This window comes from Paenibacillus sp. MMS20-IR301, assembly GCF_032302195.1.
Classification (GTDB): domain Bacteria; phylum Bacillota; class Bacilli; order Paenibacillales; family Paenibacillaceae; genus Paenibacillus_AQ.
The window spans coordinates 7450624-7472356 of sequence record NZ_CP135275.1; the positions used below are offsets into that span (position 1 = coordinate 7450624).

Below are 21733 nucleotides of genomic sequence, written 5' to 3' on the forward strand. Positions count from 1 at the left end.
GATGAATATGGCTCAGCGTCTGGCTATGGAATATGTAAATGTAACGATGCAAATGACCGAATTTCAGCTGAACCAGTTTCTGCTTAGTGCCGATACCAGCTATATCAGTCACCGCGTGAAGATTCTGGGTGCGGGTGAACAGGAGATTGTGCTGGAGGAGGCCGGGGGCGAGGAGGTTCATTTGTCTTTTGAACGCAAAGGCGGCATCTATATTGGTTCCTTGTCCTGCAGGGTAGTGAATCCTCATCTGATTAATATGATCCGCAAGCTGTTCTTTACATATAAAGGTACGGGAACGGTGAACCGGATCTACAAAGACCTGACCATGATGTATTACTATGAAGGAGGCTCCGTGCGCCGGATCTCGGAGGTGAGGCCTGGCGGCACGAAGCTGATCTATGAGCATAAATATTCATTAGTAGAGATGATGTCCTTATTCAAGCTTCAGACTGTAGAACAGGAAATCGAACTTATCCATCAGAAGATTAATAGTTTGCTGGATCTGCGTAATACTTGCCGTCATGAAGCGGCTATCCGGGAAGTCGATGACGAGCTCGCCAAGGCCGCTGCCAGGCTCTTTCAATTAGAGGCTTAGGGATTAATATTTTAAAATTTAGCAATCATTTCCTAGTGAAATGGTTGCATTTTTTTGCGAAATCTATACATATCCTCTCGAAAAGGACCGATAAACTTAATATGATCGATATCCACAGTCACATTCTACCCTTCATGGATGACGGAGCCGCTGATCTTACGGCCGCTCTCGCCATGGCGCAAGACGCCAATAACGACGGAATCACTACGGTAGTAGCCACGCCGCATCATGCCAACGGAGTCTATATGAATCCGGCCGGAGGGATTATCCCGGCTGTGCAGATGCTGAATGACAAGCTGCGTGAGGCCGGCAATCCGCTTCAGGTCCTTGCGGGACAGGAGATCCGCCTGTACGGGGATTTGCTGGATGATCTGGAACGGGGCGAGCTTCTCACCCTGGCGGGCTCCAGATACATTTTGCTGGAGATGCCTTCATCACGCGTTCCGCGCAATATGGAGGAGGTCTGCCATGAGCTGATTATTCAGGGCTATGTACCGGTGATTGCCCATCCGGAGCGCAATGCGGAGATTGCGGGCGATCCGGCCAAGCTGGAGCGGCTGATTGAGCTTGGAGCACTCGGGCAGCTGACAGCACAGAGCCTTGCCGGTACATTCGGGAGCAAGCTGCAGAAGCTGTCGATGGATTTGTGCCGGCGGGGGACTATACAGGTAATTGCATCCGATGCGCATGATTCCGTGAATCGTCCGTTCAAGTTAAGCGAAGCCTACGAAGTCGTGAAGAAAGAATGGGGTGCGACAGCGTTCGACGTATTCCTACAAAACGCGCAAAATATCACTAGGAATAACGAGGTAATTCGAGCAATTCCTCTACAAACGAAGACGCAACTTCATAAATTGTTCGGTTTTTTTTCTCGTAAGGGGTGATCTTCCTATTCTTTAATGGTAGAATGGGTATTACTGGGTTATTGCTATTAATCTATAAAAATACATACAAAGAGGTGGATGACAAGTGACTTTGAAGAAAAAACTGGCAGTTTCGACACTAGCAGTTAGTATGGCGGCGGCATCCGTAGCCGGATTGCCACTGGGCAGCAAGAGCATTATCGGAAAATCGGGGATTGTGGGTACGGCTTCTGCAGCAGCAGACCTTGCTACAGTGAAACAGAAAGTGGACGCTTTGTACGCAGCACTGGGCACTGATGGCCGCGCTGCACTGCGTGCAACACGCGATGAAGTCAACAGCAAGATTGACCAGGCTAAATTCGACACTATTTTCGCTCCAGTCCTGAGCAAGCTTGCAACGGATGTAGACCGTACAGAATTGTACAATCTGTTCCATGCTGTAGCTAATGTCTACTATTCTGTAGATTATAGTTCAGTTGAAGCGATCCGTAACAACCAGACTTATATTGATCTGCTGAAAGGTCTTGCAGTAGATGCTGGCGTTGCTGACCTTACAGTGGAAGATGTGATCACCTTCGTGTTCGGAGTGGAAGATTCCCTTCGCACTCTTGTAAGTTCAAAGACAACTTCCGAGCTGGTCACGATCGCTACTAATGCAAGCGCTCAGCAAGATTTGATTGATGATGCCATTGAGATTGTTCTGGGCAAGACTGCCGGAACTAATGCATACACCGTAAGCACTGTACTGAACAACCTGCATATTGATACTGCATCGGTTAAGCAGGCGCTGAATGCACTGCGTGCTGAACTGACTACAGACAAGGCTTCGGCTTCGGCTCTGGCCCTTGCATATATCAAGGCTTTCGGTTTAGGTTATACTCCGGATCCGGGATCTGTCCCTTCAACTCCAGGTACAACCACAACCACAACTACACCTACAACAGTGAAGGCAGACGGAATCTACGATGTATCCAAGCTGGTCACTATCGTTGGTGATAAGGCAACACTCAAGCTGGTTGATGCAGATGTACTGAAAGCATTTGACGCACTGGTTGCTGCAAGCACTGTGAAGACCGGCCTCACTCTTACCCTGGATCTTGGTACAGTGAATGCTGCTACTGTAGATGTATCACTGTCCAAGGCAATTATTGAAGCTGCTAAGGCTAAAGGTATTGCTAACGTTGCTGTCAAATTCAATGGTTTAACCGTAACGATTCCAGTGGAACAATTCAATGAAGTGATTACACTGACAACGTCCAAGCTCCCTGAGGCTACAGTAACTTCGATTACTTACCAGCCGCTGGCATCCGGCGTGTATGATTTTTCTCTGACAGTAGGCGGTGTTCCTACAACAAGCTTCCAGAAGCCAATTCTTGTTAGCATTCCGCTTGTTTCTACGAGCTTTGATCAAGAGCTTCTAACTCTGGCAAAGATTATCAACAGTAAACTGGAGTATCATGGCGGTAGAGTTATCGGGAATAACCTGATTGAAGCTCGTAATTCCTTCTCTACTTATGCAGTAATTGAGAACAAAGTAAGCTTTAATGATATTGCAAATGTTCAAGCCTGGGCCGGCAGACAGATTGCTGTTGTAGCTGCCAAAGGCGCAATTGAAGGCGTAGGCAACGGCAATTTTGCTCCGAAGAGCAATGTAACCCGTGCTGAATTCTCCAAGATGCTGATCCGTGCCCTGGACCTGGAGAACAATTTTGCGAAACAGAGCTTTAGTGATGTGGACTCCACTTCCTGGTATGCTCCATATGTAGCCGTTGCTGCTGAGAAGGGAATTGTAACCGGACGCAGTGCAACTAAGTTTGATCCGAATGCTACAATTACCCGTGCTGAGATGGCTACAATGATTGCACGTGCAGTCAAAGCCGAGAATCCGGATGCAGCTACCAATGCAACTGCACTTAGCCAATTCTCGGATGCAGCTAAGATCAGTGCAACGCTGAGAGACGGAGTAGCCTTCGCTGCCAGCAACAGCCTGGTAATCGGTAATGATGGTAAGTTCAATCCGAATAACACTGCTACCCGTGCTGAAGCAGCCGTAATTATCTACCGTACAATCAACTTCAAGTAAGATATAAGCAAGTGGAGAGCCTCCTCTCGTCTGTCAGAGAGGGGGCACTTTTTTACCAATATTACAGAAATAGCTTGGAGGGAAATTCACTTGTCAGCACAAGAATTGGATCTGCGCGATTATTTCCAGATTGTCAGGAAGAGACTGTGGATGATTGTCAGCATTGTTATCGTGGCCTGTGTACTTGCCGGGGTCTACAGCTTGTATATCAAGAATCCGGTCTATGAAGCTTCAACGAAGATTATTGTGAATCAGACGCCTACGCAGTCTACGGCAGCACAGCTGGACCTGAATCAGATTAATACCAATATTCAGCTCATTAATACGTATAAAGAAATTATTAAGACTCCGGCAATTCTCGATGTTGTAGCTAAGAATTATCCGCAATTCGGTATTACGGCAGAAGAGATGCTGAAGAAGATCAACGTGAGTTCGGTAAATAACACGCAGGTGATGACACTTGTCGTTCAAGATAATTCCTACCAGAGAGCCGCAGAGATTGTGAATGCCATTTCACTTGTGTTCAAGCAGGAGATTCCTTCCTTGTTCAATGTACAGAACGTATCCATTCTGAATGAAGCCAAGCTGAATCCGCCAGTTGCACCAGGACCGGTTGAGCCGAATGTGGTGATGAACCTGGCGATTGCTTTCATCATGTCGCTGATGATCGGACTGGGGATTGCCTTCCTGCTGGAATATCTGGATGACACGCTGAAGACCGAAGATGACATTAAGAAGTATCTTGGACTGCCAACGATCGCTATGATTACACGTCTGGGCCAAGAAGAGACGAAGGCTACAGAACAACAAGTTCAGACACAGACCAGAAAGGCGGGCGAACTCGAGCATGTCACAGCAGCCAAATAAACAACGCCATCTGATTACCGTGACCAACCCGCGCTCTCCGGTATCGGAAGCCTTCCGGGCGTTGCGGACGAACATTGATTTCTCCTCCGTGGATGAACAGATCCAGATCATCATGGTTACTTCTTCCGGACCGGAGGAAGGAAAGTCAACGGTTACAGCTAACCTGGCGGCAGCGTATGCCCAGGCCGATAAGAAGGTGCTGTTAATTGACGGCGACTTGCGTAAGCCTACAGCGCATAAGACGTTCTCGCTCAGTAACCGCTATGGTCTATCCTCGCTGTTATCCCAGCAGGCCGATCTGTCCGACGTGATTCAGGAGTCAGGAGTGAATAATCTGTCACTCATGACCTCCGGCCCGATTCCGCCGAATCCTGCAGAGATGATGGCCTCCAACCGGATGAGTGCAGTGCTGCAGGAGCTGCGCCAGCTATATGATGTGATCCTGATTGACACACCTCCATTATTAGCGGTTACAGATGCACAGATTGTTGCTTCCAAGAGTGACGGTGTGATTATGGTGGTCAGCTACGGTAAGGTGAAGCGGGATATTGCTGTTAAGGCCAAGGAAGGTCTCGACCGGGTAGGTGCAAGAATGCTGGGTGTCGTGCTGAATAATGTCAAACGTAAAGCCAGTGAAGGCTATTACTATTACTACTATGGCAACTGAGTGTTCGCTTGATCAAAGAATGAAAATTGTTATTTTTGGAGGCACTGAAAATGACAGCTAAAACTAGAGTGCTTATGCTGTTCCTGATTGATATTGCCATTATCTGGTTCAGCATAGTGACATCTTATTTGTTCCGTTTTTATAATGAAATCCCGCAGGAATATGTTATCCAAATGATACTATATGGCATAATTTCAACGGCAGCATTTGGGGGAAGCCTCGTCTATTTCGGCCTCTACCGCAGAATGTGGCAATATGCCAGTATCGGCGAGATTATATCGGTACTCAAAGCTATTGTGGTAGGAGCCGTAATCTCATACTCGGTAGCTTTCTTTATTCTGCCTCAGCACATACCGTTAAGTATTGAAGTACGTTCAGTCGAGACCATTCTGTTGTTGGTTGGTGGGGTACGGTTTATATGGCGGGTCTTCCGAAATGAGCGGATGAACAATAAGGATACGGAGACGCATACCCTTATTGTCGGAGCCGGGGATTGCGGGATCCTGATTGCCAGAGAGCTGATGGGGCCTTCATTCGCCCATACACGGCTGACAGGCTTCATTGATGACAGTCCGGACAAATATCACCTGAGAATATTGGGCGTCCCGGTACTCGGCAACCGTTATGATATTCCGCGGATTGTGAAGGAACGGGAGATTCATGAGATTATTATTGCTATGCCTTCTGTATCCAGAACCGAGATATCCGAGATTATTAATCTGTCCAAGGCAACAGGGGCCAAGCTGAAGATTATTCCGGCGCTGAATGACCTGATTGCCGGCAAGATCTCCGTGAAGAAGCTGCGGGATGTCAGCGTCGAGGATCTGCTTGGCCGGGAGCCGATTGTGGCAGACATGAATGGTATCTTAGGTTATGTCCATAACAAGACGGTACTCGTTACTGGGGCAGGCGGATCAATCGGTTCAGAGCTGTGCCGGCAGATCTCACCCTTTGCACCGGACAAGCTGCTGATTCTCGGCCACGGAGAGAACAGCATCTATACGATTGAGATGGAGCTGCGCAAGAGCTTCCCGCATCTGAATATTGTGACGATTATTGCCGATGTGCAGGACCGCACAAGACTGATGGATGTATTCCAGTGCCATAAGCCGCAGGTAGTCTTTCATGCGGCAGCGCATAAGCATGTTCCCTTGATGGAGCGTAATCCTTCTGAAGCGATTAAGAACAATGTCTTCGGTACCCGTAATGTTGCTGACTGTGCAGATAAGTACGGAGCGGAACGGTTTGTATTAATCTCCTCCGACAAGGCAGTCAACCCGACAAGTGTTATGGGGGCAACGAAACGGATTGCCGAGATGTATGTCCAGAGCCTCAATACGACCAGTCCGACCAAGTTCTCTGCGGTCCGTTTCGGTAATGTACTGGGCAGCCGTGGCAGCGTAATTCCGGCATTCAAGCAGCAGATTGCTGCTGGCGGACCTGTCACCGTTACCCATCCGGAGATGATACGTTACTTCATGACCATCCCGGAAGCGGTTCAGTTGGTCATTCAATCCGGGGCGTTCGCGAACGGCGGTGAAGTCTTTGTACTCGACATGGGTGAACCGGTGAAGATTCTGACACTGGCCGAGGATTTGATTACCCTCTCAGGCTATGAGCCTTACAAGGACATCGACATTACCTTCTCAGGAATCCGTGAAGGCGAGAAATTGTATGAAGAGCTCCTGACAGATGAAGAGAACTTAGGCGCTACACAGCATGACCGGATCTTCATTGGCCGGCCTGCGGTCCTCAGCCAGAACCAAATGGAGCTGGAATTCAAACGGTTAGAACGTGTGCTCACGGAAGACGGAGACGCTATCCGTGAAGTAATTAATCAGATCGTGCCAATGCAGCCGGTAGCACGTGCTGCTATAAGTTAATTAAGTGACTTGGAGGGACCAGAAGTGAAACGATGGAAGAAAGTATTGATCTGGACGCTGTCAGTCATTGTGGTGCTGGGAGTAGGCGGTTTGTTCGCAGCGAATTATGCTGTGGACAAGCTGATGAACTCGATGGCAGGCGGGTTTGATGTCGATAATGACGATGCGGCTAGCGTACCTCAAGGACAAGTTGTTGAGCCTGTGGTGGCTTCGTCTAGCGAACAAACAGCTTCACCTGATCCGGCATCAACAAGTTTATCAGTCAGCCCTTCAGCTTCTAGTAACGCTGGAGAAGGGAAATATGGAAGTTCTGGTACAACTAATCCATCAAATACTCCAGCTCAAACATCAGAAGGTGTAGATGGAATAGCCCATATTTCTAAGGATAAGGCTAAAGAAGTTCAAGAGAGCGTATCTATGAAAGATAAAGCAGATGTGGCTTCAATAGTACTTCAACAACTAAGTGTATCTGATATCAAGAGACTTCAAGAGTTGGCTAAAGGTGGCCTAACGATTGAAGAGAAGCGGGAAGCCCGCAGTATTATTCTTGGTAAAGTTTCGGAAGAACAATATAACGAGCTCTCACAAATAGCCAAGAAATACGGTGTGAGTCAAGGTAAGACGCGAGAACAAGTAATCGCTGGAGAGGAACGAATTAAAGCAAAGGAAAAGGGAAGTGAATGATTATGTTTAAACTGAAAATTCCAGCAGCAGCGTTACTAACTGTAGCGTTAATTAGTTCAGCGCCACTAACTGCTTCAGCTCCGATATCTGCAGCAGCAGCTTCTACAACAAGTGTTAAAGTGTCTAATGCAATTAAAGTACAGAATATAGATGTGAAGATGCTCTTTGACGGTGTAGCCATGCAACCACCTGCAGGACAGCACGTGTTTATGTACAATAACACCACATATGTTCCTTTGCGCTTCATGTCATATGCACTGCAGAAGAGTGTAAGCTGGGATGCAAAGAATCTTAAGGTTACAGTCGCTGAGCCAACCAACTCAGAATTAGTCATCATTAAAGAATATTTAATGAATGCTACTACTAACTCTTCTTTCACAGCGAAGAATATTTCCCTCAACAATGTTAATGCAAGTTATGTATTTAATGAGAAGGCTGCTGTATTACCACAAGGTCAATCCAGCTATTTGCTGAACGGTTCCTTATATGTGCCACTAAGATTCTTATCGGAATCCGTAGGCAATTCCATTAGTTGGAATCAGAAGACGAAGACCATTACTGCAAACTCACCGGGTTTTGAAGATAGTACAGCTGGAAATACGAACAACAACAGTGGCAACACTTCTGCCAGCGCTACGCCAAAGCCAACTGCAACGGCAACTACTGCACCAAGCGGAGCAACTGATTTAGGAGCATCTGGTGGAAGTAGCGGTAAGGTTTCCTATGAGTCGATTACAAACGCAACAAAAGCTAAGTTAGATGCATTACAGTCAGAAAGTCAATCTACACTGATGGGGATTGCTCTGGAATATGTAAATGCAAAGGATGCAACAACTAAACAAAGTATTAAAGCCAGAGGGGTCCAGCAGTTAAATTCCTTTAAAGCTTCCTTTAATAGTATAATCGCTGATACTGAACAAACTCTGAACAGCAACGGATATAGCACAACTATTATCCAGCAATATAGAGCTGTGTTTGAAGCCCAACTGCTAGCAGGGCAAGCTATAGCGGAGGGCATGGCAAACTAAATGATTAAATGAATAGTGCTACTACACCAATGCTAACCAGTCATTGAATTATTATTGGTTTTGTAAGAGTTTCTGCTCGTGATCGATTCTCGTAATAATGATTTACTCTTAATTAGTATGAAATAGGGTTTATAGTTTCTCTTACAACACTTATATATTTTGATAAAGTAAATTGGATTATAGGAGCATAGACAATGACTGACAAGATTTGGCTAGCTTCACCACATATGAGTGATGAAGGATATGAAATGGAATTTATTAAAGAAGCATTTGATACAAATTGGGTAGCACCACTGGGGGCTAATGTTACTGGTTTTGAAAACGAATTAGCTGCAAAGATTGATACAAAGGCGGCAGCAGCACTTACAACAGGTACTGCTGCGATACATTTGGCACTTAAAGCAGTAGGTGTTAGTTCAGGGGATATTGTATTTTGTCAATCTTTAACCTTTTCTGCAACTGCCAATCCTATTATTTATCAGAATGCTGTACCAGTATTTATAGATAGTGATTTGGAAACTTGGAATATGGACCCTTCTGCATTAGAAAAAGCCTTTATTAAATATCCAAGTGTTAAAGCCGTAATAATTGTGCACTTATATGGACTTTCGGCTGATATGGATAAGATTATAGAAATATGCAGTAATTATAACGTTCCTATAATAGAGGATGCTGCAGAATCGTTAGGAACCTATTATAAAGGGAAGCATACAGGTGCTTTGGGGGATTATGGAGTTTTTTCATTCAATGGAAATAAAATCATCACTACCTCAGGTGGTGGGATGTTAGTTTCTAATAATGAAGAGCAAATTGCAAAGGCAAGATTTTGGGCGACTCAAGCTAGAGATCAGGCAAGACATTATCAGCACAGTGAGTTGGGATTCAATTATCGGATGAGTAATATTTCTGCAGGTATCGGTAGAGGACAGCTTAAAGTATTGGAGCAACGTGTTGCTAAGAAGAGAGACATATTTGATATTTATAAAAAAGAGCTTGGCGGTTTGGATGGCCTTGCATTCATGCCGATTAACGACTGGAATGTACCAAATTGCTGGTTGAGTTGCATTACATTAAATGGAGCGGTAAGACCACTGGATGTAATGGTAGCCCTTGAACAAGAAAATATTGAATCAAGACCTGTATGGAAGCCGATGCATATGCAGCCTTTTTTTGCTGAATATGATTATATTGGAGGAACTGTCTCAGAGCAATTATATGAAAATGGCGTTTGTTTACCATCTGATACTAAAATGTCGGGTAAAGATCTGGAGCGAGTTTGCACCTTAGTTAAGGGGTTGTGGAAGTAAAATGGTTCGTAAAAAAGGGGTATACGAGAGGTACATCAAAAGACCACAGGACCTATTACTTTCGTCTGTTGCTCTTCTTTTACTAAGTCCCATACTGCTTATTGTAGCTGTACTTGTAAGAATGAAATTAGGTGGACCAGTATTATTTTCACAAGAACGACCAGGATTGAATGATAAGATTTTTAAAATGTACAAGTTTAGAACAATGACTGATGAGCGAGATTCCAATGGAGAACTACTCTCTGATAGTATAAGGTTAACATCATTTGGCAAGTTACTTCGTTCTACTAGTCTGGATGAACTTCCAGAGCTTTGGAACATTGTACGAGGAGATATGGCACTAATTGGGCCAAGACCTTTGTTAGTTCAGTATTTGTCTTTATATAATGAACACCAAAAACGCAGACATGAAGTAAGACCAGGTTTAACTGGTTACGCTCAAGTAAATGGTCGCAATGCGATTAGTTGGGAGCAAAAATTTAATCTGGATGTTAATTATGTAGATCAAATTAGTTTTTCAGGGGATTGGAGAATCATCTTTTTTACAATAAAAAAGGTGTTTATAAGAGAAGGAATTAATTCGGAAACTTCAGCAACAATGGAATATTTTCAGGGAAGTAAGGTGAAGAGTTAGTGAATGATTTAAATATACTGATACTGAGTGCAGGACGAAGGGTTGAGTTGGTTCAATGTTTTAAGGCTGCAGCACAAAAGTTACAAATAAGTGCTAAAGTAGTTGCGGGAGATTGTTCGAATATTGCCCCTGCCCTTTATTTTGCTGATAAGGCGGTTGTTCTGCCGAAAATTCATGAGCCTAATTACATTGATGAAATTATAAATATATGTAAAGCAAATGAAATTGCATTAGTTATCCCGACAATAGACACTGACTTGCTTTTGTTGGCTGAACAAAAGGAAAGAATTGAATCAATAAGTGGTACAAAACTACTGCTCTCTGATCTTAATGTAGTAGCTATTTGCCGAGATAAAGTGGAGTTTCAGAGATTTCTTGAGAATCATAAATTTCAAATCCCAAAAATGTATACAAATAATGAGTTAGATTCTACAGAGTTATCATATCCTTTATTTATAAAGCCTAAATCAGGAAGTTCAAGTGTTAATACTTTTAAAGTATGCAATAGGGCTGAGCTTAATACTTATCGACAGATCGTAAACCAACCTATTATCCAAGATTATATTTCCGGACAGGAATTTACTGTAGATGTTTTTCTGGATTTCTCAGGAAAAGTAATAACGATTGTGCCTCGAGAAAGAATCGCTACACGAAGTGGTGAAATTTCGAAGGGTAAGATTGTGAAGGATACTGATATCATTGAGGATGTTAAGAGATTAGTTGATGTTTTAAAACCTATTGGACATATTACTGTTCAGTTAATGAAAACTGAAAAGGGAATTGAATATATAGAAATCAATCCTCGATTTGGTGGTGGCGCACCCATGAGTATAAAAAGCGGTGCGGACAGCTGTGAAAACTTATATAAACTTCTTATGGGAGAAAAACTTGATTACAACGAGTCTTATCGTGATCAAGCTCTATTTCTTAGATACGACAGTGCTATAGCTCTTGACGAGAATATGGAGATCATTGAATGGTAAAGGCAGTTATTTTTGACCTTGATGATACATTGATTTCTGAAAAGGAATATATTAAAAGTGGGTACATGCATATTTCTAATATTTTGCATCAAAAGTATGGCGTTCATCAAGAGACTTGCTATAATGACTTGTTATATATATTTAATGAAAGCCCTAGAAAAGTGTTTGACAGACTGTTGACAAGCTACGAGATTGACTATATGCCTGAGGAAATAATGGGATTAATAAGTGCATATCGTGAGCATTACCCTACGATTAGTTTCTATAGTGATGTACTACCTTGTATTCAATTGCTAAAAAATAAAGGAATACTTACGGGGGTTATTACTGATGGATATGCATTCGGTCAAAGACAAAAGCTTAAGGTATTAAATGCAGAATCTTTATTTAATGAGATAATTGTTACTGATGAACTCGGCAGAGACTATTGGAAGCCCCATCCCAGAGCTTTTGAATTAATGAGCTCCAAGTTAAATGTTTCATTTGAAGATATGACATATGTAGGAGATAACCCTGAAAAGGATTTTTATATCAGCAAACTATATCCAATTACAACTATTCGTATACATCGCAAGGGCGTTCATCAGAATAAAAGTTATTTTGAGGGTATACTCGAACATAATAGTTATAATAGTTTATCTGATTTTGCTGTAACTGTAACATAAAGAGGGGAACGGATATGGAAGAAGTTTTGGGTATTCTTTTCTATTTAAGTGGTTTTATTATTATATGGGCAATGATTGGCTACAAATTATCCTTAAAAATAATACATCGGTTGTTTAAATTTATTAAAGTAAAGAAGAATTATAGCCACATACCGACTGTAACAGTGATGGTTGTTGCACATAATGAAGAGAAGGTAATCTTGGAGAAACTTCAAAATCTTATTAATATTGATTATCCGGCGGACAAAATTCAATTTATTATTGCATCAGATCATAGCACCGATGAAACGAATCAAATTGTCAGATCATTTATATCCACTCAACCTGCTCAGCAAATAAGACTTTTTGAAGTGAAAAATCGTAAAGGAAAGACAAATGCTCAAAATGAAGCTCAGAAAACAGTAATTACTGAGTTTTTAGTTATGACTGATGCAAATTCTATGCTTGATCGAAAAGCCGTTAGGGAACTGATGGCTGCATTTACTAGCGAGGATATTTCCTATGTAACTGGAAGAGTTACCTTTATAAATGAATCAGTTAGTGCAATTAGCGGAGCTGAAACAATTTATTGGGATAGCGATCTTTTGACTAGGGAGATTGAAAGTCAAATGCAAACAATTACAGCGGGGAATGGTGCCTTGTATGCTTGCCGAAATTCAGAATACGAAGATTTCGACCTGATTCAGAGCCATGACACCGCCATGCCCCTACATTTTGCTTTAAAGCAAAAGAGGGCTATCGCAAACCATGATGCCATAGCTTACGAAAAAGCTGGTGAGAATGTAGAAGATGAATTCGGACGCAAGGTGAGAATGAACCGCTTAATATTAAAGCATATTTTACCTGACTTCAGAATACTAAATATCTTCAAATATAAATGGTTCACTTATTTTTATTTTGGTCATCGCACCTGTAGATATTTGCTTTGGTTAGCTCATTTTATTTTATATGTGACTAGTGCGCTGCTGGCAGGTCAAACCTGGTTCTACATGTTGGTGTTTGCTGGTCAGACGTTGTTTTACTTAATTGCTTTATTTACAGCAATATCCAAATATAAAAATAAATACTTTACAATGGTTTACTATTACAGCATAACGATTGTTGCTCAATGGGTTGGAGTATATAAAATAATTACAGGGCAAACAAAGCCGTTTTGGGAAAAAGCAGAGAGTACACGATAACCGGAGGATCTAATGATAGTAGTTAGAGTTATGGGTGGTTTAGGAAACCAAATGTTTCAAGTTGCATATGCAAGATCGCTCGCATTGGAATATGGTGAGGACGTTTATCTCGATATATCGGCATATGATAAATATAAAATAAGAAACTTTTCATTGTCGAACTTGCAAGTAAGTGATTTGGTTCAATATGATGAAAAGATATTGTTCAGCTCGCCACAGCGTTTGTTCTTACGCTCAACACAAAAAATGTATCATATCTATCAAAAGATAACAAAAACGTTAACCGAGATTGATAGATATGGGCAATTCCCATTCAGACTATTAACTAAATATGGTCTGTATTACAATTTTGATCGTTATTACTACGCTAGCAGACCAAGTAAAGCTAGACTTAAATGTGTGTATGGATATTTTCAAAGTGAGAAATACTTTAAAAAGTATAAACAGCAGATTTCTGAAGAGCTGAAGGTTAAGAATTCAGTTTCGCCCCGCGAAAGAGATATATTGGATGCAATTATTCAAGAAAATGCTATTGCTGTCAGTCTCCGACTAGGTGACGATTATCGTAATTCTACATCTCTAAATGTCTGTGATGAAGACTATTTTATTAATGCTATGGATAAGATATACAAGGTTCACCCGGACGCAGTTTTTTATGTTTTTTCCGACGATATTGACAGAGCTAAGAAATTTAACTTTAATTATCCTGTGCGATTCGTTGAAGGGTTTAAGGATTACGAAAGCTTACGCTTAATGTACTCTTGCAAACATTTTGTTATTTCAAATAGTTCTTTTTCATGGTGGGGGGCTTATCTAGCAGAGCATCCAGATAAAATGGTTATTGCACCCGATCGATGGTATAACGATACTAGAGTTAAACCAGATATATATTGGGATGGTTTAACATTGATTAAGATCTGACAGGAGTTATACAATATGAAAAAAGTTAAACTCGTATTTGTGGTTCTTACATTCAGAAACGCAAAGGATTTAATAGATTTATTAAAGAGTATTGAAGTAAAGGTTAATGTTTCTTATAAAGTGATTATTATCAATAGTTACTATGATGAATTGAGTGCAGATGAAATTAAGTTAATAGCTGATTCATACGATTGTGATTTTTTAAATGTCCCTAATAAAGGTTATGGTGCTGGAAACAATAAAGGAATAACTTATGCAAAAGAAAATTATAGTTTTAACTTTTTAATTATCTGTAATCCGGATACAGTATTAATAAATTTTGATTACGTGAACTTAGTAAATAAAGAGGGATCAATTATTGGTCCAGAGATAACCTCGAAAAAGGGCACTAAGCAGAACCCTTTTAAGTATTTCGATGCGAAAATACTAGACTTAATCACTTATTTTGGTTTTTTACATAATAATATATTTTTTGTTTATATTTCTATTGTGGTCAATAAAATCATTAAAATATTCCTTAACAGCTATAATAATATTCTTCAAAAAAAAGAGCATAAAACATATTCTTGTCATGGTTCTTTTGTAATATTTGGTACTAATGCTTTAGATAAGTTGGGAAAACCGTATAATGAGAAAATGTTTTTATTTTGTGAAGAGGATCATGTTGCTAAGCTAGCCAAAGAAAAAAAGGTTGAAACTATAATCAACCATAGCCTCCAAATTTATCATAAAGAGGATGGAAGCATGAACTTAGTGAGTAATATAGTGACTTCAAAGCATCTCAAGGAATCATATATTGAATTTTATAAATACTGGTATAAAACAAGGCTAAAGGAGTTGTAAAATGAAGATTGCCATTGTGGGTATTGGATATGTAGGATTATCAAATGCTATATTGTTAGCACAGCATAATGAAGTCTATGCTCTTGATGTAGATCAAGAAAAGGTAAGGCAAGTTAATGAAAAAATATCACCAATTGTTGATGCTGAAATTGAGGAATACTTGAAAAACTGTAACTTAAAGTTGAAGGCTACCTCAGACGCTTATCTTGCTATTTCAGGCGCGCAGTATGTAATTATTTGCACACCGACCAATTATGACCCTGCTAAAAATTTTTTTGATACAACTACTGTGGAGGATATTATAGAAAAAACTCTTAGTATTAATTCTCGAGCTACTATGATTATAAAATCAACTGTCCCTGTAGGATACACAGAGAAGGTAAAACATAAATATAATTCAAAAAGTATCATCTTTTCACCGGAATTCTTAAGGGAAGGTAAGGCTTTATATGATAATTTATATCCATCCCGAATAGTAGTAGGTGATGACTCCGAGCAAGCAAGGTCTTATGCAAATCTCCAATTGGCAGGAGCATTGAAAAAAGAAGTTGAGGTTTTATACACTAATCCTACAGAAGCAGAAGCCATTAAATTATTCTCTAATACCTTTCTTGCCCTTCGAATAGCATACTTTAATGAGTTGGATTCATATGCAGAAATTAGAGGACTTTCAAGTAAACAAATTATTGAAGGAGTGGGGTTGGATCCTCGGATAGGAAATCATTATAACAATCCGTCATTTGGTTATGGAGGTTATTGTTTGCCTAAGGATACAAAGCAGCTGCTGGCTAATTACCATGATGTCCCACAAAATATCATGTCAGCAATAGTTGATGCTAACAAAACCAGAAAAGATCATATATATAAAATGATTATGAAAAGGAACCCGAAAGTAGTTGGTATTTATAGATTGACAATGAAAAAGGATTCAGATAATTTTAGAGATTCAGCAATTCAAGGAATAATACAGCGAATTGATTCGGATAAAGTAGAAATTATTATTTATGAACCTAATATTAGATTGAAAGAATATAGCGAGTTTAAAGTTGTGAATGAATTGAATGATTTTAAGAGACTAGCGGATGTTATCGTAGCTAATAGACTTACGGATGAAATAAATGATGTTAGAGAAAAAGTGTATACAAGAGATTTATTCAGTAGAGATTAGTATCAGGGGGATAAAATGTACCTGCTCACCTTAATTTTTTTTCTTAGCGCATCTATATTTTTGGTTAAATTTACCGCGAAAAACTGGATGAACCCTGGAAATGTAATGATGTCTTTCTGGGCGTTCTTCTTAATAGCGAGCCTATTATTTTTACATAAATATGAATGGGATTATCTGGGCTTGTTTTGGATAATATCCTTATGTCTAATCTTTAATTTTGGAATTCATTTTGGAATCAGCTATTCAAAGCGGGGTTTAACATCAACTAAACAAGCATCATGCAAGCATGAATTTTTAAGGTCCGGTTCCTGGAATGTAATTATTATATTTATTATAATTGGGCTGTTGAAATCGATTATTGAGGTTAGTCTCTATGGTTTTAATCTATCAATGATCTTTGATTTAAACAATCTAGTAGATATAAATACAGAGATTGCTTATCGGCGCTACAATGGGGCAAGTTACAGTAATGTTATTTTGCAAATAATGAATATTTTTGTGTATAGCGCACCATTATGTGGGGGATATGTATTAATATATTCTAAAAGCAGCAAAGAAAAAATTATAGCCTTGTGTTCGTTAGTTCCTGTTATTTTAAATTTGATGATTACTAATACTAAAGCGGGATTGATAGCGAGTGTATTTTTATGGGTTAGTGGCTGTTTTGTTGGTTATTTAAATGCTCGTAGAACCTTTATGAAATTTAAAAAAAGACAAGTCATTCTGGGAGTAGTCTCCGTATTTCTCTTACTTGCAGTACTTTACTCGTCCATGTTGTTTAGAATCGGAGATTTTAGTTCTAACACTATGAACATTGTTAATGACAAATTTCTTGTATATGCATTGGGGCATGTTCCTTCTTTTGATCTTTGGCTATCTCAATATTATACAAATGATAATTATTATTTAGGAAAGTATACTTTCCTAGGAGTTATTGATGCTTTTGGGTGGGGAACCAGGGATCAAGGAGTTTATACTTTTTTGCAGGGTAGTTTAAGTAATGTGTTTACTGCATTCAGGGGATTAATTGAAGACTTTGGAATAATAGGAGCCATGGTTTTTATTGCAATCTTGGGATTTATAAGTGGGATTTCGTTCAATAGCGTAGTTAGTGGAAGAAATAACAAAATTAGTATTACACTTTTAGCCTCAATTTACTTTTTTATTTTTTATTCTTTTATAATCTCTCCATGGACTTATAATTCATATATTTTAGTCTTTTTTGTTTTCTATGTATTTCTATTTCTTTCTTCAAAAAAGAGAGAACTTCGTTGCGATTAAAGTATAAGTTGATACCTATAACTAGATAAGAGAGATGAGTAAGATATAAATGAGAAAACAAGCTATGATTGTGATGATTTTAACAATTGTTGCTAAAGCAATTGGATTTTTAAGAGATATTTCACTCTCTTATTTTTATGGTGCATCAGAATTGAGTGATGCATATCTAATATCGCTAACTATTCCTGGTGTTATATTCGCTTTCATTGGAACTGGTTTATCAACATGCTATATACCCATTTACAATGATATATTAACAAAGGAAAGTAAAGAGAAGGCCGTACAGTTTACAAATAATCTAATATACATTGTAATGCTTTGCTGCTTAATAATTGTGCTGCTTGTATTTACATTTACCAGAGAGATTGTCTTTTTGTTTGCCTCAGGGTTTTCAGAATCAACAATTGGCCATGCGATCTTGTTTACAAGAATTGGAGTTGTTAGTGTATTCTTCTCTGGATTGATATACGTTTTTAATAGTTATCTTCAGACTAATAATTACTTTTCTTCAACTGTTGTTGCAGGGATTCCTGCTAGTATTTTTGTTGTTTTTGCAACTATTCTAAGTGGGGAATTTGATATTGTATATCTTGCAATCGGGAATTCATTGAGCTTTGCCATTCAATTTTTATTTCTAGTTCCATATTTAAAGAAATCGGGCTTTCGTTGGATTAGTTATTTTAGTTTAAACGATAAATATATTAAGCAAGTGCTGAAGTTGTCAGTTCCAGTTATTTTAGGAGTTTCAATTAATCAGATTAATATTTTGGTAGATAGAACGATTGCGTCACATATAGTAATTGGTGGGATTTCTGCTTTAACTTATGCTAATAAGTTGAATCTATTTATTCAGGGTATCTTTGTCTTATCTATCGCTTCAATATTCTATCCGATTATTTCTAAAATGGCTGCTGAACAATCCATAAATAAAATTAAGCATGTTTTGTCTGAATCAATAAGCATAATAATGTTACTAATTATTCCTGTTACATTAGGCTCGATGATTTTTTCTAAAGAAGTTGTTTCATTTCTCTTTTCAAGAGGGGAATTTGATGTGACGGCATTGCAAATGACTTCATCGGCATTGTTTTTTTATTCTTTAGGAATGATAGGATTTGGTTTGAGAGAAATTCTTGTACGAGTATTCTATGCTGTTCAAGATACTAAAACTCCAACAATAAATGCTTCGTTAGGTCTAATAGTAAATATAGTACTAAGTTTTATTTTTGCCCGTTTCTTAGGGGTAGGGGGCCTCGCTTTAGCCACATCCATTGCTGCTATAATTACTACAGGTTTGCTTTTTATAAATTTACGTAAGAAAATTGGACCTTTTGGTATAAAAGAACTTTTAGTTGTTTCTATTAAAATTCTGATTGCATCATTAGTGATGGCAGTATTAGCTAGATTAAGCTATATTACTTTATTAAATATTATGTCACAAGTTTCTGCATTGCTTTTAGCGATAAGTATTGGTGTTGGAATATATTGCGTTATTATTTCTATGATGAAGATTAAAGATGTTGATAAGTTGACAAGAATTCTTAAAATAAAGTTTTTAAAAGGCAAGAATAATAATTAAAGAGGTGAGTTAATTGAAAGGCATTATCCTAGCAGGAGGAAGCGGAACCCGCCTATATCCACTAACGATGGTAACCAGTAAGCAACTGTTACCTATATACGACAAACCCATGATCTATTACCCGCTTTCTACGCTTATGTTAGCAGGAATTAAGGAAATTCTCATTATTTCTACTCCTGATGATACCCCTAGATTTGAGAGTCTCTTAGGAGACGGTTCGCAGTTTGGTATCTTACTCCAATACATAGTGCAGCCAAGCCCTGAAGGTTTGGCTCAGGCATTTATTTTGGGGGAGCCCTTTATTGGAGATGACTCGGTTGCAATGATCCTTGGTGATAATATTTATTACGGTAATGGAATGCGGAAAATGCTGAAGCGGGCTTCGGAGAAGGAACAAGGTGCTACTGTATTCGGGTACCATGTGCAAGATCCAGAGCGTTTTGGCGTGGTTGAGTTCAATGAAGATGGCAAGGTACTAAGTGTAGAAGAGAAGCCTGCAGAGCCTAAATCTAATTATGCAATTACTGGCCTGTATTTCTATGATAATCATGTTGTAGAGATTGCCAAGAATGTTAAGCCTTCTGTCAGAGGAGAGCTTGAAATCACTTCAATCAATGAAGCCTACCTTAAGTTTGGTGAATTGGATGTAGAGTTGTTGGGCCGCGGGTTCACTTGGCTGGATACTGGAACGCATCAGAGTCTTGTGGATGCAACTAATTTTGTCAGAACGATTGAGGATCATCAGGGAATTAAGATTGCTGCACTTGAGGAAATAGCTTATATCAATGGCTGGATTACTAAAGAGCATTTATTGGAATGTGGCCAGAAGTTAAGTAAGACTGGCTACGGACAGTATCTGATTAAAGTGGCCACCGGGAAAATCAAATATTAAACACTGAGGGGGAGAACGAAGTGAAGCTGACAGAAACGACGCTGCCAGGCGTGTATATAGTAGAACCGGCAGTGCATGGAGATCATCGTGGATGGTTCATGGAAACCTTTAGTGATGCAAAATTCAAAGAGCAGGGAATTGATATTACTTTTGTACAAGATAACCAGTCCTATTCAGCTGTAAAAGGAACGCTGAGAGGGGTGCATTATCAATTGAATCCGAAGGCGCAAACCAAGCTTGTGCGTTGTACACGAGGAGTCATTTATGATGTAGCTGTGGATATCAGAGAGGGAAGCCCTACTTACAGCAAATGGTTTGGTGTGGAATTAAGTGCGGAGAATAAGAAGCAACTGCTCATTCCCAAAGGCTTTGCCCATGGGTTCATGACATTGACAGGGGATGTTGAAGTACAGTATAAATGTGATGAACTCTATGCCCCGGAATGTGATGGCGGTATTCTCTGGAATGACCCTGCGGTTGGTGTGGAATGGCCAATGGATGTAACACCTATACTATCCGGCAAAGACGAGAAGGCTCCGCTACTTAAGGATGCTACAATAAATTTTTTATTTGAAGGCTAAGAACATTAAAGAAATGAATTGAGGTGTATGATATGAGTGAGAGGAAATTGCTAATTACAGGTGGTGCCGGTTTTATCGGCGGTAACTTTGTACAATACTTGGTTGATAAATATGCGGATTATGATATTACTAACCTGGATTTGTTGACTTATGCGGGTGAATTAGCTAAGCATGTGGAAACTGAGCAAAAGGCCAATTACCGATTCGTACAGATGGATATCGCTGACCGGGAGGCAGTTATGTCGCTTTTTGAACAAGAGAAATTTGATTATGTGGTGCATTTTGCGGCAGAGAGCCACGTAGACCGCTCTATTACGGACCCGGCGGTCTTTGTGCGCACGAATGTAATGGGCACCCAGGTGCTGCTTGATGCTTCCAGAAAAATTGGAATCTCCAAATTTGTTCATGTATCTACAGATGAGGTGTATGGGGAACTGGATTTTGATCCAACTGTATTTTTTACGGAAGAAACTCCTTTGCAACCTAATAGCCCGTACAGCGCAAGTAAGGCTTCTTCAGATTTGCTCGTTCGTGCATACCATGAGACTTTTGGTCTGCCGATAAATATTACGCGCTGCTCTAATAACTATGGGCCTTATCATTTTCCTGAGAAGCTGATTCCGCTGACGATATCTAAGGTAATGAATGAGCAGAAAGTTCCAGTCTATGGTGATGGCAAGAATATCCGTGACTGGCTGCATGTCTGGGATCATTGTGCTGCTATCGACCTTGTACTGCATGAAGGTGTAAGCGGTGAAGTGTATAATGTGGGCGGTCATAATGAGCAGACCAACCTTGAAGTGGTTAAGACCATCATTCACACATTAGGTAAATCGGAAGATTTAATCGAATTTGTGACCGACCGTTTAGGTCATGATAAGCGTTATGCTATTGATCCAACCAAGTTGGAGAATTTGGGCTGGAAGCCAACATATACATTTGAAACAGGAATAGCCCAGACTATTCAATGGTATATCGACAACACCGGATGGTGGGAGTCTATCCTTAGCGGCGAATACAGGAAGTAA

21 protein-coding genes are annotated in these 21733 nt (G+C 40.0%); all 21 read left to right on the forward strand.

Annotated elements, in window-relative coordinates; genetic code table 11:
* Nucleotide 1: 1 nt before the first annotated feature.
* Nucleotides 2–595 (forward strand): non-ribosomal peptide synthetase module, encoded by a 594-nt coding sequence (locus tag LOS79_RS32040; protein ID WP_315415084.1) that lies wholly within the window; start codon nt 2–4, stop codon nt 593–595.
* A 101-nt stretch (nt 596–696) separates the two neighbouring features.
* Nucleotides 697–1479 (forward strand): tyrosine-protein phosphatase, encoded by a 783-nt coding sequence (locus LOS79_RS32045; protein ID WP_315415086.1) that lies wholly within the window; start codon nt 697–699, stop codon nt 1477–1479.
* Between the two features lie 85 nt (nt 1480–1564).
* Nucleotides 1565–3541 carry an S-layer homology domain-containing protein gene (locus tag LOS79_RS32050; RefSeq protein WP_315415088.1) on the forward strand — a complete coding sequence of 659 codons (1977 nt, stop codon included), beginning with the start codon at nt 1565–1567 and terminating at the stop codon, nt 3539–3541.
* 90 nt (nt 3542–3631) lie between these two features.
* Entirely contained in the window at nt 3632–4408 is a 777-nt protein-coding gene (locus LOS79_RS32055) for a YveK family protein (protein ID WP_315415090.1), read from the forward strand.
* On the forward strand, nt 4389–5075 hold the full coding sequence (locus LOS79_RS32060) for a CpsD/CapB family tyrosine-protein kinase (RefSeq protein WP_315415091.1): 687 nt from the start codon (nt 4389–4391) through the stop codon (nt 5073–5075). The genes LOS79_RS32055 and LOS79_RS32060 overlap by 20 nt, the downstream gene beginning before the upstream one ends.
* 50 nt (nt 5076–5125) lie before the next feature.
* Complete coding sequence (locus LOS79_RS32065; protein ID WP_315415092.1) at nt 5126–6958, forward strand: polysaccharide biosynthesis protein; 1833 nt, start codon at nt 5126–5128, stop codon at nt 6956–6958.
* Nucleotides 6959–6982: 24 nt separating this feature from the next.
* Entirely contained in the window at nt 6983–7642 is a 660-nt protein-coding gene (locus LOS79_RS32070; protein WP_315415094.1) for a hypothetical protein, read from the forward strand.
* Nucleotides 7639–8670: a copper amine oxidase N-terminal domain-containing protein gene (locus LOS79_RS32075; protein ID WP_315415096.1), complete on the forward strand. Its 1032-nt coding sequence runs from the start codon at nt 7639–7641 to the stop codon at nt 8668–8670. The genes LOS79_RS32070 and LOS79_RS32075 overlap by 4 nt, the downstream gene beginning before the upstream one ends.
* Nucleotides 8671–8864: 194 nt before the next feature.
* Complete coding sequence (locus LOS79_RS32080) at nt 8865–9977, forward strand: DegT/DnrJ/EryC1/StrS family aminotransferase (protein WP_315415098.1); 1113 nt, start codon at nt 8865–8867, stop codon at nt 9975–9977.
* A 1-nt stretch (nt 9978) separates the two neighbouring features.
* Complete coding sequence (locus LOS79_RS32085) at nt 9979–10611, forward strand: sugar transferase (RefSeq protein ID WP_315415100.1); 633 nt, start codon at nt 9979–9981, stop codon at nt 10609–10611.
* A complete protein-coding gene (locus LOS79_RS32090; protein ID WP_315415101.1) occupies nt 10611–11594 on the forward strand; it encodes an ATP-grasp domain-containing protein in 984 nt (327 codons plus the stop codon). The genes LOS79_RS32085 and LOS79_RS32090 overlap by 1 nt, the downstream gene beginning before the upstream one ends.
* Entirely contained in the window at nt 11588–12259 is a 672-nt protein-coding gene (locus LOS79_RS32095; RefSeq protein WP_315415103.1) for an HAD family hydrolase, read from the forward strand. The genes LOS79_RS32090 and LOS79_RS32095 overlap by 7 nt, the downstream gene beginning before the upstream one ends.
* A gap of 14 nt (nt 12260–12273) precedes the next feature.
* The gene (locus tag LOS79_RS32100) at nt 12274–13440 is read left to right on the forward strand and encodes a glycosyltransferase (RefSeq protein ID WP_315415104.1); all 1167 of its coding nucleotides are present in this window, start codon (nt 12274–12276) and stop codon (nt 13438–13440) included.
* A 12-nt stretch (nt 13441–13452) separates the two neighbouring features.
* On the forward strand, nt 13453–14361 hold the full coding sequence (locus tag LOS79_RS32105; protein ID WP_315415105.1) for an alpha-1,2-fucosyltransferase: 909 nt from the start codon (nt 13453–13455) through the stop codon (nt 14359–14361).
* Nucleotides 14362–14376: 15 nt separating this feature from the next.
* A complete protein-coding gene (locus tag LOS79_RS32110; RefSeq protein WP_315415107.1) occupies nt 14377–15204 on the forward strand; it encodes a glycosyltransferase family 2 protein in 828 nt (275 codons plus the stop codon).
* A 1-nt stretch (nt 15205) separates the two neighbouring features.
* Complete coding sequence (locus tag LOS79_RS32115; RefSeq protein ID WP_315415108.1) at nt 15206–16372, forward strand: nucleotide sugar dehydrogenase; 1167 nt, start codon at nt 15206–15208, stop codon at nt 16370–16372.
* 15 nt (nt 16373–16387) lie between these two features.
* Entirely contained in the window at nt 16388–17653 is a 1266-nt protein-coding gene (locus LOS79_RS32120) for an O-antigen polymerase (protein ID WP_315415109.1), read from the forward strand.
* Between the two features lie 49 nt (nt 17654–17702).
* Nucleotides 17703–19232: a murein biosynthesis integral membrane protein MurJ gene (gene murJ / locus LOS79_RS32125; protein ID WP_315415110.1), complete on the forward strand. Its 1530-nt coding sequence runs from the start codon at nt 17703–17705 to the stop codon at nt 19230–19232.
* 13 nt (nt 19233–19245) lie between these two features.
* Nucleotides 19246–20124, forward strand: a complete 879-nt coding sequence (gene rfbA, locus LOS79_RS32130) for a glucose-1-phosphate thymidylyltransferase RfbA (protein WP_315415111.1) — start codon at nt 19246–19248, stop codon at nt 20122–20124.
* A gap of 20 nt (nt 20125–20144) precedes the next feature.
* A complete protein-coding gene (rfbC, locus tag LOS79_RS32135; RefSeq protein ID WP_315415113.1) occupies nt 20145–20705 on the forward strand; it encodes a dTDP-4-dehydrorhamnose 3,5-epimerase in 561 nt (186 codons plus the stop codon).
* Nucleotides 20706–20737: 32 nt separating this feature from the next.
* On the forward strand, nt 20738–21733 hold the full coding sequence (gene rfbB / locus LOS79_RS32140; protein WP_315415115.1) for a dTDP-glucose 4,6-dehydratase: 996 nt from the start codon (nt 20738–20740) through the stop codon (nt 21731–21733).

Excerpts from the sequence above, each read along its gene's own strand:
- LOS79_RS32110 (WP_315415107.1), top strand. The coding sequence starts at position 14,377 with ATGAAAAAAGTTAAACTCGTATTTGTGGTTCTTACATTCAGAAACGCA.
- LOS79_RS32115 (WP_315415108.1), top strand. The coding sequence starts at position 15,206 with ATGAAGATTGCCATTGTGGGTATTGGATATGTAGGATTATCAAATGCT.
- LOS79_RS32100 (WP_315415104.1), top strand. The coding sequence starts at position 12,274 with ATGGAAGAAGTTTTGGGTATTCTTTTCTATTTAAGTGGTTTTATTATT.
- LOS79_RS32120 (WP_315415109.1), top strand. The coding sequence starts at position 16,388 with ATGTACCTGCTCACCTTAATTTTTTTTCTTAGCGCATCTATATTTTTG.
- LOS79_RS32085 (WP_315415100.1), top strand. The coding sequence starts at position 9,979 with ATGGTTCGTAAAAAAGGGGTATACGAGAGGTACATCAAAAGACCACAG.
- LOS79_RS32095 (WP_315415103.1), top strand. The coding sequence starts at position 11,588 with ATGGTAAAGGCAGTTATTTTTGACCTTGATGATACATTGATTTCTGAA.
- LOS79_RS32105 (WP_315415105.1), top strand. The coding sequence starts at position 13,453 with ATGATAGTAGTTAGAGTTATGGGTGGTTTAGGAAACCAAATGTTTCAA.
- LOS79_RS32060 (WP_315415091.1), top strand. The coding sequence starts at position 4,389 with ATGTCACAGCAGCCAAATAAACAACGCCATCTGATTACCGTGACCAAC.
- murJ (WP_315415110.1), top strand. The coding sequence starts at position 17,703 with ATGAGAAAACAAGCTATGATTGTGATGATTTTAACAATTGTTGCTAAA.
- LOS79_RS32040 (WP_315415084.1), top strand. The coding sequence starts at position 2 with ATGAATATGGCTCAGCGTCTGGCTATGGAATATGTAAATGTAACGATG.
- LOS79_RS32045 (WP_315415086.1), top strand. The coding sequence starts at position 697 with ATGATCGATATCCACAGTCACATTCTACCCTTCATGGATGACGGAGCC.
- LOS79_RS32080 (WP_315415098.1), top strand. The coding sequence starts at position 8,865 with ATGACTGACAAGATTTGGCTAGCTTCACCACATATGAGTGATGAAGGA.
- LOS79_RS32075 (WP_315415096.1), top strand. The coding sequence starts at position 7,639 with ATGATTATGTTTAAACTGAAAATTCCAGCAGCAGCGTTACTAACTGTA.
- rfbB (WP_315415115.1), top strand. The coding sequence starts at position 20,738 with ATGAGTGAGAGGAAATTGCTAATTACAGGTGGTGCCGGTTTTATCGGC.
- LOS79_RS32065 (WP_315415092.1), top strand. The coding sequence starts at position 5,126 with ATGACAGCTAAAACTAGAGTGCTTATGCTGTTCCTGATTGATATTGCC.